Here is a 12,845-nt window from a genome sequence, read left to right as displayed (position 1 = left end):
AAGGTGATCGCGATTTGTATGCGGTGTGGCGTGTTCACATCCTAGCCAAGGAGTACCGGTGATGGCCGTCGACTACGCGACCCCAAGCCCTTCAGCGCCCGACACGCGCTTTGATTATTTCTGGAACCAGCAGGGCGAATGGGTGGAAGAGCCCAACGTGCGCCGCGGCGGCGAAAGCGGCGTGCAGCGCCTGCATTCCGCCAATGGCCAACTGCTGTATGCCAAGCGCCAGGTAGGGCACACCTACCGCAGCCTGCGCCACCCCATGGGGCGGCCGACGGTGCTGCGCGAGCGCGATGCCTTGCAGAGCCTTGCCGCCCTTGGTGTAGGCGTGCCGAAACTGGTGTTCTGCGGTGCCCAGCGTGACACCCAGGGCCAGTGGCGTGCACTGCTGGTCACCGAGGCCCTGGATGGGTTCCAGGAAATCGACCAGTGGTATGAAAGCCATGACCGCGCGCACTACGGTGAAGCGCTGCATGAAGCCATACTCAAGCAACTGGCCGACACCTTGGCGCGCATGCACAAGGGCCGTTGGCAGCACAGTTGCCTTTATGCAAAACACATTTTCCTGCGGGTAGTGGGCGAGGGCGCAGCAGCGCGACCGGAGATCGCCACCCTGGACCTGGAGAAGTGCCGCCAGCGGTTCAGCGCCCAGAGCGCGGCCCGTCATGACCTCAAGCAACTGCGCCGCCACTCGTCGTTCAGCGACGCAGACTGGAGCAAACTGCTCTATTTTTACAAGACGGCGTTTGGCAGCCCGATCAAAGGTTTAGAGTCATGAAACTAGAAATTGCTCGAGGTTTGTTTTTGCTCGCTGCCCTGGCGGTCAGCACTGCTGCGATTGCAGCCCTGGATCAACCTCGGCCGGGTGTGCTGAGTGTTGAAACGGGCGCGGGGGCTTGCCCCCTGCCTCGAGCGGCCAAATCCCAGGTGGCGGTGCGGCCGGACCAGGACCTGCTCCTGTTCGTGTTCGGCATGGCCCAGGGACGCAAGGGCTGAGGTTGCCATACCGATCGGCCCGAAGGCCCCGTCAAGGACGGGGCCTTTTTGCATCCGTGGGGCGCCCGGGACTCGGCCTGGCGGCCGCTGCTACGGGGTTTTCCTGGAGATGAGGGTGTACACGCACGGCAGCACGAACAGCGTGAACAGGGTGCCCACCGACATGCCCGTCGCAATCACGGTGCCGATGTCGAAGCGGCTGACCGCACCGGCGCCGGTGGCCAGGATCAGCGGCACCATGCCGAAGACCATGGCCGCGGTGGTCATCAGCACCGGCCGCAGGCGAATCGCTGCCGCTTGCTCCACCGCCTCCCGCGCGTCCAGGCCTTTTTCCCGGCGCAGCTGGTTGGCGAATTCGACGATCAGGATGCCGTGCTTGCTGATCAGCCCGATCAAGGTCACCAGCCCCACCTGGGTATAGATGTTCAGGCTCGACCAGCCCAGGAACAGCGGGATCAGCGCGCCGCAGATGGACAGCGGCACGGTCACCAGGATCACCAGCGGGTCGCGGAAGCTTTCGAACTGAGCGGCGAGCACCAGGAAGATGATCGCCAGCGCCAGGCCGAAGGTGACCCACAGGGCATTGCCTTCCTGCACGTACTGGCGGGCGCTGCTGCCGTAGTCGAAGGCATAGCCGGCTGGCGCTTCCTCGACCGCGATCTGCCGTACCGTCTGCACCGCGTCGCCCATGCTGACGATGGGGAAGCCCTGGATGATCGCCGAGTTCAGTTGCTGGAACTGGTTGAGCTGGCGCGGGCGCGCCCGCTCGCTGACGGTGATCAGGGTGGACAGCGGCAGCAGCTGGTTCTGGTTGTTGCGCACGTAATACTGGTTCAGCCACTCGGGGTTGTCGCGGTAGGCGCGCTCCACCTGGGCGATGACCTTGTAGCTGCGGCCATCGAGGGTGAAGCGGTTGATCTCCGACTCACCCAGCAGGGTGGCCAGGGTGCCGCCCAGTTCCTGCATCGACACGCCCATCTGCGCCGCCTTGGCGCGGTCGATATCCACCACCACCTCGGGCTTGTCGAAAGCCAGGTCGATGTCCAGGAAGGCGAACTTGCCGGTGGCCTGGGCGCGGTCCTTGACCCGCTGGGCCACGTCCAGCAGCGACTCGTAGTCGTTGGCGGTGTTGATCACGAACTCGAAGGGCAGGCCCTCGCCGGTGCCGGGCAGCGCCGGCAGGTTGAAACCGAAGATCTGCAGGCCGGGGATCTGCGCCAGGCGCGCCTGCACCTCGGGCAACAGCTGCATCTGCGTGCGGCTGCGCTCGTTCCAGGGCTTGAGCAGGAAGCCGCCGATGCCCGACTGCACGCCGTTGAAGCCGTTGATCTGGAACGAGGAGTAGTACTCGGGAAAGTCCTTGAAGATGCCCAGGAACTGGTCGGTGTAGGTGTTCAAATAGTCGAGGTTGGTGGGCTGCGGCGCGGTGGCCATCATGAAGATGATGCCCTGGTCTTCCGCGGGCGCCAGCTCCGACTGGCTGAACTTGAGGAACACCGGGATCAGGCACAGCACGATCAGCGCGAACACCACCACCACCGGGCGGGTCTGCAAGGTGGCGTGCAGCAGGCGCTGGTAGCGCTGCTTGATGCCCTCGAACAGTTGGTCGAGGCGGTGGGCCAGCCCCTTGGGGTCGGGATCGGCGCGCAACAGCAGGGCGCACATCATTGGCGACAGGGTAAGGGCGACGATGCCGGAGATCACCACGGCCCCTGCGAGCGTGAGGGCGAACTCCTTGAACAGCGCGCCGGTCAGGCCCTCGAGGAAACCGATGGGCGCGTACACGGCGGCCAGGGTGATGGTCATCGACACCACCGGCATGGCAATTTCCCGGGCACCTTCCAGCGCTGCGTCGAACGGCGTGCGGCCTTCCTCGATGTGCCGGTGGATGTTCTCCACCACGACGATGGCATCGTCCACCACCAGGCCGATGGCCAGCACTATGGCCAGCAGGGTCAGCAGGTTGATCGAGTAGCCCATGAGCTGCATGAAGAACAACACGCCGATCATCGACAGCGGAATGGTCACCACCGGGATGATCACCGAGCGCAACGCGCCGAGGAACAGGAACACCACCACGATGACGATCAGCACGGCCTCGAACAGGGTCTTCACCACCTCGTCGATCGAGGCCTGGATGAACAGCGTGGCGTCGTAGGCGATGGAAGCCTTGAGGTTGGGTGGCAGCTGGCCTTCGAGTTCGGGCATCAGCTTGCGCACCTCGCGGATCACGTCCAGCGGGTTGGCGCCGGGCGTGCCCTTGATGCCGATGTACACCGAGGGCGTGCCGTTGAAGGAGCTGACGGTGTCGTAGTTCTCGGCGCCCATCTGCACCCGCGCCACGTCACCCAGCAGCACGCGGCTGTCGCCGTCGGTCTTGAGCGGGATGGCGGCGAAGCCTTCAGTGGATTTCAGGTCGGTGGCGGCGTTGACGCTGGTGACGATGTACTCGCCCTTGACCTCGCCGGCGGCCGACAGGAAATTGTAGCGGCGCACCGCGTCGGTGACGTCGTTGGCGCTCAGGCCGTAGCCGGCCAGCTTCACCGGGTCGATCCACAGGCGCATGGCGAACACCTGGTTGCCGAGGATCTCGGCCTGGGCCATGCCCGGCAGCGTCGCCAGCTTGGGCTGGATGACCCGCGACAGGTAGTCGGTGATCTGCGGGTTGTTGAGCTGGTCGCTGTAGAAGCTGATGTACATCAGCGCCGAAGCGTCGGCGGCCTCCTTGCTGAGGACCGGGTCCTCGGCGTCCTGGGGCAGCTTGTTCTTGACCTCGTTGGCCTTGGCCAGCAGCTCGGTGAACAGCCGGTCGCTGTCGGCGCCGATGCGCGCGTAAATGGAGATGACCGAAAAATTCTGCCGGCTGACCGAGGTCATGTAGTCGATGCCTTCGGCGCTGGCCAGGCTCTGCTGCAGCGGCTGGGTGATGTAGCCCTGGATGGTCTCGGCGTTGGCCCCGGGGTAGGCGGTGGTGACCGTGATCAGGGCGTTTTCCATCTGCGGGTACTGGCGGATGCTCAGCTTGCTCCACGCCTGGAAACCCAGCAGCACGATCAACAGGCTGATGACGCTGGCCAGCACCGGGCGGCGGATGAACGGGTCGGTAAAGGCCATGGCCGTGCTCCTGTCAGTGGGCTTTGAGGGTAGCGTCGGGGCTGACGCTTACCGCGGCACCACTGGTGAGCTTGAGCTGGCCGCCGGTGACCACCTGCTCGCCGGCGCTCAGCCCCTTGCTGACGATGACCAGGCCGTCGCGGCGCTCGCCGGTGTCGACGAAGCGCCGCTCGGCCACCAGCACTGGTTTGTTGTCGGCGCCGGTGACCGGCTTGCCTTGCTCGTCCTTTTTCTCGCCGACCACGTACACCGAGTTGCCGTACAGGGTGTAGGCCACGGCGCCCTCGGGCACCACCACCTGGTTATGCGGCTGGGGCAGTACCACCTGCAGGTTGGCGAACATGCCGGGTAGCAGCTTGCCCTGGGGGTTGGCCAGGGTGGCGCGGATGAGAATGTTGCGGGTGCTGTCGTCGACCTTGGGGTTGAGGGCGCTGATGGTGCCTTCGAAGGTCTGCCCCGGGTAGGCGGCCACGGTGACCAGCACGGGCTGGCCGACGTGGAGCTGCGGGATGGCCTGCTCGGCCACGTAGAAGTCCACGTAGAGGCTGCTGAGGTCCTGCAGGGTGGCGATGACCGTGCCGCTGGCCAGGTAGTCGCCAACGTCGACCCGGCGGATGCCGATGGTGCCGCTGAACGGGGCCACGATGTTCTTCTTGGCCAGGCTGGCCTTGAGTTGGGCGACGGTCGCCTTGTTCTTGAGCAGCACGGCGTTGAGGCGGTCGAACTCGCCCTTGGAGATGGCGCGGCTGTCCACCAGTTGCGCGCCGCGGCCGTAGTCGAGCTGGGCCAGGCCCAGGTCGGCCTGGGCGGTGCCCAGCAGCGCGGTCTCGACGTCGCTGTCCAGTTGCAGCAGTGGCTGGCCGGCCTTGACCTGCTGCCCGGACTCGAACTGGATGGCGCGCACCGTGCCGGCGATTTCCAGGCTCAGGTTCACGCCCTGCAGCGCCTTGAGGCTGCCCACCGCCGGCAGCCGCGCTTGCCAGGCGCGTTCGCTGGCAGTGGCGACGGCCACGGCAACGGGCGGCTTGGGGGCCGAGAACATCCGGACCTGCTGGTAGATCGACCATGCCTTGTAACCACCGAGCAGCAGGACGACCACCAGCACGATCCCCAACATGGTGAGCATGCGGCGGCGCAACATATTCCGTTTCCCTGGAAAGCGAAGCTGAGAGTTGCAGCACATTATTCTTGTAAGGCGCGGGGCGCCACTGCGCTGTATTTCTGGATATTACGTGTACAAATCATAGCCGCTGTATACGGGTTTCTGTGGGAGCTGGCTTGCCAGCGAGCTTTTCGGGCCTCAATCAACAGCTCGCTGGCAAGCCAGCTCCCACACAGGCGCGTCACGGCCTGCGCAGATGGTTATCCCAGAACCCCGCCGGCAACCTCAACGGCGTGGCCACCGGCGTAGCGGTGCGGCAGTCCACCAGGCGGCAGCGGCCCTGGCCGGAGGTGACCACGAAGCCCTGGGGCACCGCCGCCACCCCGGCGCAATCGGCCAGTTGCATTTCCAGGCGTAGCGCGCCGCTGTCCAGGTCCCAGATGAAGCATCGGTTGGCCCGTGGCGCCGTCAGTGCCACCAGCCGCAGGGTGTCATGCACCGCCACGCTGGCGCTGTAGTGGGCCATGCACCGCAGCTGCGCCTCGGCCACCGGAAACGGCTGGAACGCCTGGCCCGGTCGCTTGATTGCCAGCAACGGCGCGCTGTCATCGGCCGCGCCCATGAACTGCTGGCAGGCCAGCACCGTGCCGTCGCTGGCAATAGCCAGGTGGCGGATGCTGTTCATGGGTTGCGCCAGGGTCTCGCGGCTGTGCAGCGTGCCGTCGCGGCCCATCAGCACCAGGCTGGGGGTCATGGCCTCAAGGTTCATGTCCACCCGGCTCTCGGCCTCGGTGCGGATGCCGCCGTTGGCGACCACCAGGGTCTCGCCGTCGGGCATCCAGGCCAGCTCGTGGGGGCCGATGCCATGGCTCGACAGTTCGCCCGCAGGGGCCAGGCGCTGGCCCTCGAAGCGGTAGACGCCGACGACCCCGCGGCCCGGGTCGCGGGTGTCGTTCTCGGTGGTGTATAGCCAGTCGCCGCTGGCATGGATGACGGCGTGCCCATAGAAATGCCGGTCCGGCGCCGCGGCCAGCGTCTGCACCAGGCGGCCGTCGCGCAGGTCCAGCAGGTAGCATTCGGTGCCCGGCCGGCGGGCCACGAACAGTGCCAGCGGCAACCGTGGATGTTCGATGACGGCGTGGCAGCGCTGGGACACGGCGGTTGCAAACACCTCGCGCCCATCCTGCCGATAGCCCACGGCATAGTGCCGGCCCTCGGCGTCATCGCGTGCCGACAGCAGCAGGCCGCCCGGCGAGGCGGGGGCCAGGAGGTTTTTGCACCACTGTGCCAGGCCCATGTTCAGTCACCGTCGTTGGCGTTGAAGCCCAGGGCGATGCCCAGCGCCTTGGCCAGCTCGCCTTCGTGCAGGCGGTGCAGCACGTTCAGGCGGTCATAGAGCGTTTCCAGCTGCTGGCGCCCGGCGGGGCTGGCCAGCAGCTCGGCCAGCGGCCCTTGATGCTCGGCAAACCACTGCTGCACCTCGGCGTAGGCACCGTCGATGCGCTGGGCCAGGGCTTGCTGGTCCTTGCCCAGCAACCCGCGCAGGCCGTTGCCGTCGACCCCGGCCCAGACTGTCTGGGCGGCGCTGACGCTGGCCTGCAGGCTGTGCAGTGAAGCCTCGCTGCGCCAGGCCTCGGCTTGCATTGGCTGGGCGATGCCCTTGCTCTGGCGGCCCATGGGCGTGCCGAGCTTTTTCTTCAGGGTGTCCAGCGCCGTGACCTGGGCACGCAGCAGGTCGGCGATGGCTTCCTGGGAATCGGCGTAGCGCGGGTTGGGGAAATGGCTCATCTGCCAGAGCATGCCCTGGTCGCCTTGCCATTGGCCGAGGATGTCCTGCGCCAGCTGTTGCTGGTGCTCGCCGATGGCCACCAGCAACGGGCAGTAGCGGGCTTTCTGGCTGGCGTCGGCCAGGTCCAGGCGCGCGTCGAAGAGGATGTATTCGTAGGCCGACAAGCCTTGCACCACCACGCTGGCCTTGCCCAGGCTGGCGGCGTCTACAGTGGCGTCGGCGTTCACCAACTGCTCGACCTGGCGCCCCACCAGGTTTTTCTTGTCCGGCCAGAACTGCACCTGCCAGGTGCTGTTGCCTTCGGCCAGCGGGCCGATCAGCAACGGCTGCAGCTGCGCCCAGGCGCGCTGGGCATGGAGGAAGTCGGCCCGGGCGGTGGCCAGGCTGGCGCTGCCCTGGCAGAACGCCTGGGCGCTGATGGCCAGCTGCTGGTCGGCCGCCACCCAGCGGCTGTAGGTGGGCAGGATGACTTGGTTGGCAATGGCCGCACTGGTGGCTGCCTGGCGGTCCTGGGGCGTGCAGGCACCGAGGAGCAGGGCGGCGAGGCTGGTGAACAGCAGGGTGGGACGAAACATTCAGGGCTCCGTGGCAAGACTCAAAGTGAATTCAGGAAGGCCAGCAGCGCGGCGCGCTGGGCAGCGTTGAAGGACAGCACCTGGCGCTGCGCCGCTGCGGCCTCGCCGCCGTGCCACAGCACGGCTTCCATGGCATCGCGGGCACGGCCGTCGTGCAGGTACTGGGTGTGGCCGCTGACCGTTTCGGTCAGGCCCAGGCCCCACAGCGGCGGGGTGCGCCAGTCCTGGCCCCCGGCGGCGAACTCGCTGCGGTCGTCGGCCAGGCCCGGGCCCATGTCGTGCAGCAGCAGGTCGGTGTAGGGGCGGATGCGCTGGTTCGCCAGCTCCGGCTCGGCGGCATCGGCGGCGGTGATGTAGTGCGGCGTGTGGCAGGCCTGGCAGCCGGCCTGCTTGAACAGCTGCTTGCCGGCCAGCACCTGGGGCGAGCCCACGTCGCGGCGCGCCGGCACGGCCACGTTGCGGGTATAGAACAGCACCAGGCGCAGGATGTTGTCGCTGACCTCCGGGTGGCCGCCGTGGGCGGCGCGCAGGCAGCCGACCTGCGCGGCGGTGCAATTGTCGCGGGGCTGCAGGCCGGTGGTCAGGCCCATGTCGTTGGCGAAGGCGTGGGCGTTCTGCTGGTTCAGCGTGGGCTGCCCGGCTTTCCAGCCGAAGCGGCCGATCACGGTCTTGCCCTGGGCATCGTCCCAGACCCTGTTGGGCCGGCCCTGCACGCCATCATCCGTGGCGGCCTGGGCCTGGGCGTTGGCCAGGATCGCGGCCACGGGTATGGCTTCCAGCAGCCCCAGGCCGATCATCGGCGGCGCCACTCGGGCGGAAAGCCGCGCCTGGGGGTGCAGGGGGCCGTAGCCCAGCTGGGTGATCAGCAGCCGTGGCTTGCGCAGTTGCACCGTGGTGCCGTCGTCGAACGTCACCGGGTACGGCTCGTAGGCCACGCGCACCCTGGCCTCGGGGTGCACGCCAGGCACGGCCATGTCCTGCAGCTGGGTGCCATACACCGGCTCGGGGTTGACGCCCAGGCGCTCGATGAGCGCTGCCTGCTGGGTGGTATCGGGTATGGACAGGCGCACCAGCATCGACACGGCGCTGGTGGCGTCCGGTCCGGGTGGGTGGCCGCGGCCGTCCTTGATGTGGCAGTTCTGGCAGGCGTTGGTGTTGTACAGCGGCCCCAGGCCGTCGCGCGCGGTGGTGGTGGCAGGGGCGATGACCCAGGGGCTGCGGAAGAAACTGTTGCCGGCACTGAAGTCGAGCTTGCGCTCGGCGCTCAGGTTGGCGGAGGGCTGGGCGAAGGCGTTGACGTCGCGGTGGCCGACGGTACCGGCGCCCCCGGCCAGGGCCTCTTCCGGTTCCTCGTCTTCCAGCCGCACGGCTTCGCCACAACCACCCAGGCACAGGGTGAGCAGCAGGGCGCCGAGGCGAGGGAGGAGCGATGACATCGAGGATCCAGCAGTGAAGGGCAGGGGGCAAGCTTATCAGGCACCCCGGCCGTAACCGGCCGGGGTCAATGTTTGATACAAATTACTCTGTCGCCGCTGCTAGAACGCCGCTGCTAGAACGTATGTTCGGCCGTCTCGGGGTTGAGGTCGGTGATGCCCAGCTTGCCAGCGGCCTGTTCGATGCTGCCGGTCTGCTTGACCAGAGCGGCGATGGCGTCGCGCACCACCTGCTGGCCAGCGGTGTTGCCGGCGGCGATCAACTGGTCGTAGTGCTCGCCCTGGTTCGCGCGGTCGACCATGGCCTGCATGCGCGCCTGGGTGGCATCGAGGTCGGCGCGCAACGCCGCATCGGTGGCGGGGTCGGCCTTGGCCACCAGCGCCGACAGGCTCGGGCCGCTCAGCCGGGTGCCGTCCAGGCGGGTGTATTCGCCCAAGTAGACGTTGCGGATGCCCAGGGCGTCGTAGAAGTGCGAATGGTGGGTGTTGTCGCTGAAGCAGTCGTGCTCGTCTTCCGGCGAGTTGGCCTCCAGCGAGACCTTCATCCGTTCCCCCGCCAGCTCGCCCAGGGACAGGCTGCCCATGCCGAACAGCATCTTGCGCAGGCCCTTCTCCCCAGGCTCGGCTACCAGCGCGGCACGGTAGTTGTCTGCCACGCCAGGCTGCCACTGGGCGAGCATCTCCTCCAGGTCGCTGACCAGCAGCTGGGTCACGGCCGTCAGGTAGGCCCGGCGGCGGTCGTTATGCCCGCCGGTGGCGCCCGGGCCTTCCAGGTAGTCGGAGGCCGGGCGATTGCCGGCGCCCGGCCCGGTGCCATTGAGGTCCTGGCCCCACAGCAGGAACTCGATGGCGTGGTAGCCGGTGGCGACGTTGGCCTCGGAACCACCCAGCTCGTTGAGGCTGGCGAGTGCCTCGGGGGTGATCTGGGTGACATCGACCTTGTCTTCGCCAATGCGGATCTGCGCGTTGGCGATGATGTTGGCGGTGGCCGCCGGGTTGCCCAGCGCCGGCTCATAGTTGGCGTCGACGTAGTCGATCAGGCCTTCGTCCAGCGGCCAGGCGTTCACCTGGCCTTCCCACTCGTCAATGATCGGGTTGCCGAAGCGGAACACTTCGCTCTGCAGGTACGGCACCCGGGCCGCCACCCAGGCCTCACGGGCCGCCTTGAGCGTGGTGGCGTCCGGGGTGGCGAGGAAGGTGGCGATGGCCTGCTGCAGCGCCAGGGCGCTGGTGTGGGCGTCGCTGAACACCGCCTGCACCAGGTCGGCGTAGTGGGCTACCACGGCGTGGGCGGCAACCTCGTCGACGCTCTTCTTGCCGGTCGCGGTGCTGCTGGAGGCGCTCGGCACCTGGGCGGCACTGCGCTTGTCTTCCTTGCTGTCGCCGCAACCGGCGAGCGAGACGGCGATGGCCAGCAGGCCGGCGGCCAGGGGCATGTAGGTCATGGCGATATCCTGCGTCGTGAGGGGGAAACGAGCCCGCAGGCTCGTTAAAACGGCGCAATGATGCGAAGGATATGCATTTCATGTAAACCGCGAAGATGTAAGCAAATTCGACAGGTCTACAGGCTCACCGCCTGGCTGCGCTGGGCCTGGCGCAGGAACAGGGTCAGCTCGCGCGCCGGCAGCGGCTTGCTGTACAGGTAGCCCTGGCCCTCGTGGCAGCCCTCGGCAATGATGTAGCTTTCCTGCTCCAGGGTTTCCACGCCCTCGGCGATCACCTGCATGCCCAGGCTCTTGCCCAGCTGGATGATGGCCCGCACGATGGTGGCGTCATCGTCGTCCTGCAGCAGGTCCATGACGAAGCTCTTGTCGATCTTGATCTTGTCCAGCGGCAGCGACTTCAGGTAGCTGAGCGACGAATAGCCGGTGCCGAAGTCATCGATGGCGATCAGCGCCCCGGAGCGGCGCAGGCTCAGCAGGTGCTGGGCGGCGGTGCTGATGTCTTCCATCAGGCCGGTCTCGGTGACTTCCAGCTCCAGGCTGCGCGGCGGCAGGCGGTAGATCTGCAGGAAGTTGCTGACCACCCGCGGCAGTTCGGCGTGGTGCAGCTGCACCGTGGACAGGTTGACCGCCATGCGCAGGTCGCTGAAACCCAGGTCCAGCCATTCGCGCAGTTGCCGGCAGGCCTGGTCCATCACCCATTCGCCGATGGCGACGATGCTGCCGTTCTGCTCGGCGAGGGGAATGAACTGGTCGGGCGGCACCAGGCCGTGTTCCGGGTGCTGCCAGCGCAGCAGCGCCTCGACACCGACCACGCGGTGGTCGCGGTAGCTGACCTGGGGCTGGTAGACCAGGAACAGCTGGCCACGGGCGATGGCTTCGCGCAGGTCTTTTTCCAGTTCGCGGCGGCGGCGCATCTCGCTGTCGACGCTGGCGATGTAGAACTGGTAGCGGTTGCGCGAGCGCAGTTTGGCCAGGGTCATGGTCTGCTCGGCTTTCTGCAGCAGCTTCTCGGCGTTGTCGCCATCTTCGGGGAACAGGGTGATGCCGATGGTGGCGCGCAGGCGAATCTCGCCCAGGTCCGGGCCGAAGGGCGCTTCCAGGTCGTCGAGAATGCTTTGCGCCAGTTCCGCGGCCTGGTAGGGCTGGTCGATGTCGGCCTGCACCAGGGCGAACTGGTCGCCGCCCAGCCGCGCCAGCGCGCCCAGGCGGCCGCTGTGGGCGCGCAGGCGGTCGGCCAGGGCCAGCAGCAGTTGGTCGCCGGTCTGGTAGCTGAATTGCTCGTTGATGCTCTTGAAGTCGTCCAGGCCCACGCACAGCACGGCCACCCGGCGTTGCAGGCGGCCAGCATCGACGAGGATCTTGTCCAGCTGCGACTGCAGTTGCTGGCGGTTGGGCAGGCCGGTGAGGAAGTCGTACTGGGCCATGCGCAGCAGGCTGTTCTCGGCCTCGTGGCGCAGGTTGGTGTTGCGCTCGATGGATTCCAGCAGCTGGTTGGCGGTGTTGATCCACAGGCCCAGTTCATTGCGCTCGTGGCCCTTGAGCAGCGGCAGCTTGTGCTGGCTGGGGCGGTCGGGGTTGATCTGGGTCAGGTGCTCGATGATCTGTTTCAGCGGCTTGGTCAGCAACCAGTGGTACACCAGGTACAGCGCCAGGCCCATGGCCAGGGCACGGAGCACGCCGGAAATGAAGATGATCACCGAACTGGTGATGAAATCCCGGCCATAGGGTGCGGTATCTAGGGTGATGCTCAGGTCGCCGTAGTATTCACTGTACGGGCCGCGGCCCACCAGTTGCGTGGTGAAGGTCTTTTCTTCGCCCAGGATGGGGTCGGTGAGCCAGCGCGTGGCGGTCTGCAATGGCGGCCGGGCCTTGTCGGCCAAGGTCGGCTCGTTGGGGTGGCCGATGGACGCGATGCGCACGGCGTTGTCCTGGAACAGGCCCTCGATCACCTGCATGCCCATCTCCCGGTCCAGGCTGTAGACGGCCTGGGTGGAGGGGTCGCGGAACATGTCGAGGATGCGCGCGGCATCATTGGCCACGGCCTGGCGGGTCTTGTAGACGTCGAACACGATTTGCGCGCAACTGAGCACCACCCCGACAATCAATGCCGAGAGCAGTACCACGCGTAGCAACTTCACCGACAAGCTGTTCTTGAGTTCCAGCTTCAAAGGGCCATTCCTTGTTGCGTGCAAGTGGCATCAATATGCCATTATCGTTGGCAATCCCGGTAGGCAGTCAAGGGGTAACAGGCTGACAACGGATGGCCAATGCAGACGCCTTCCAGTATGTCGGTTGGAACCGGCTCGCACTTGAGCGCCGTCCGGCATTTTTTCCTTTTTTGAATCTTAGCCTTATCCCGGATCCAGGCAAGCCCCCTGGCGCCAGGCA

9 protein-coding genes are annotated in these 12,845 nt (G+C 66.6%); 2 read left to right on the top strand and 7 right to left on the bottom strand.

The window, feature by feature from the left end:
- Positions 1-61: 61 nt before the first annotated feature.
- Together RAM80_RS12220 and RAM80_RS12215 are read left to right on the top strand one after the other, a co-directional pair.
- Positions 62-781, top strand: coding sequence for a lipopolysaccharide kinase InaA family protein (locus tag RAM80_RS12220; RefSeq protein WP_416426795.1), 720 nt, complete (start codon positions 62-64; stop codon positions 779-781).
- Entirely contained in the window at positions 778-999 is a 222-nt protein-coding gene (locus RAM80_RS12215; RefSeq protein WP_416426794.1) for a hypothetical protein, read from the top strand. Before RAM80_RS12220 ends, RAM80_RS12215 begins: the two co-directional genes overlap by 4 nt.
- A gap of 90 nt (positions 1,000-1,089) precedes the next feature.
- On the opposite strand, the gene RAM80_RS12210 is transcribed toward RAM80_RS12215, so the two are convergent.
- The 7 genes from RAM80_RS12210 to RAM80_RS12180 all read right to left on the bottom strand — a co-directional run bounded on the left by RAM80_RS12210 (position 1,090) and on the right by RAM80_RS12180 (position 12,625).
- Positions 1,090-4,113: a multidrug efflux RND transporter permease subunit gene (locus RAM80_RS12210; protein WP_416426792.1), complete on the bottom strand. Its 3,024-nt coding sequence runs from the start codon at positions 4,111-4,113 to the stop codon at positions 1,090-1,092.
- A 13-nt stretch (positions 4,114-4,126) separates the two neighbouring features.
- On the bottom strand, positions 4,127-5,254 hold the full coding sequence (locus RAM80_RS12205) for an efflux RND transporter periplasmic adaptor subunit (protein ID WP_416426790.1): 1,128 nt from the start codon (positions 5,252-5,254) through the stop codon (positions 4,127-4,129).
- Positions 5,255-5,456: 202 nt separating this feature from the next.
- Positions 5,457-6,512, bottom strand: a complete 1,056-nt coding sequence (locus tag RAM80_RS12200) for a DUF1513 domain-containing protein (RefSeq protein ID WP_416426788.1) — start codon at positions 6,510-6,512, stop codon at positions 5,457-5,459.
- A gap of 2 nt (positions 6,513-6,514) precedes the next feature.
- Positions 6,515-7,579, bottom strand: a complete 1,065-nt coding sequence (locus RAM80_RS12195; protein WP_416426786.1) for an imelysin family protein — start codon at positions 7,577-7,579, stop codon at positions 6,515-6,517.
- Between the two features lie 20 nt (positions 7,580-7,599).
- A complete protein-coding gene (locus RAM80_RS12190) occupies positions 7,600-9,015 on the bottom strand; it encodes a di-heme oxidoredictase family protein (RefSeq protein ID WP_416426784.1) in 1,416 nt (471 codons plus the stop codon).
- A gap of 113 nt (positions 9,016-9,128) precedes the next feature.
- Complete coding sequence (locus tag RAM80_RS12185; RefSeq protein WP_416426782.1) at positions 9,129-10,457, bottom strand: imelysin family protein; 1,329 nt, start codon at positions 10,455-10,457, stop codon at positions 9,129-9,131.
- Positions 10,458-10,573: 116 nt separating this feature from the next.
- Positions 10,574-12,625 (bottom strand): putative bifunctional diguanylate cyclase/phosphodiesterase, encoded by a 2,052-nt coding sequence (locus RAM80_RS12180; protein WP_416426781.1) that lies wholly within the window; start codon positions 12,623-12,625, stop codon positions 10,574-10,576.
- Positions 12,626-12,845 lie beyond the last annotated feature (220 nt).

Origin of the sequence: Pseudomonas sp. App30 (assembly GCF_047947025.1) — a bacterium.
In the GTDB taxonomy this organism is placed as follows: Bacteria; Pseudomonadota; Gammaproteobacteria; order Pseudomonadales; family Pseudomonadaceae; genus Aquipseudomonas.
Note: the sequence above shows the minus strand (reverse complement) of the source record. Positions and strands in the feature narration are given on the sequence as shown.

Excerpts from the sequence above, each read along its gene's own strand:
- RAM80_RS12220 (WP_416426795.1), top strand. The coding sequence starts at position 62 with ATGGCCGTCGACTACGCGACCCCAAGCCCTTCAGCGCCCGACACGCGC.
- RAM80_RS12215 (WP_416426794.1), top strand. The coding sequence starts at position 778 with ATGAAACTAGAAATTGCTCGAGGTTTGTTTTTGCTCGCTGCCCTGGCG.
- RAM80_RS12210 (WP_416426792.1), bottom strand. The coding sequence starts at position 4,113 with ATGGCCTTTACCGACCCGTTCATCCGCCGCCCGGTGCTGGCCAGCGTC.
- RAM80_RS12205 (WP_416426790.1), bottom strand. The coding sequence starts at position 5,254 with ATGTTGCGCCGCCGCATGCTCACCATGTTGGGGATCGTGCTGGTGGTC.
- RAM80_RS12200 (WP_416426788.1), bottom strand. The coding sequence starts at position 6,512 with ATGGGCCTGGCACAGTGGTGCAAAAACCTCCTGGCCCCCGCCTCGCCG.
- RAM80_RS12195 (WP_416426786.1), bottom strand. The coding sequence starts at position 7,579 with ATGTTTCGTCCCACCCTGCTGTTCACCAGCCTCGCCGCCCTGCTCCTC.
- RAM80_RS12190 (WP_416426784.1), bottom strand. The coding sequence starts at position 9,015 with ATGTCATCGCTCCTCCCTCGCCTCGGCGCCCTGCTGCTCACCCTGTGC.
- RAM80_RS12185 (WP_416426782.1), bottom strand. The coding sequence starts at position 10,457 with ATGACCTACATGCCCCTGGCCGCCGGCCTGCTGGCCATCGCCGTCTCG.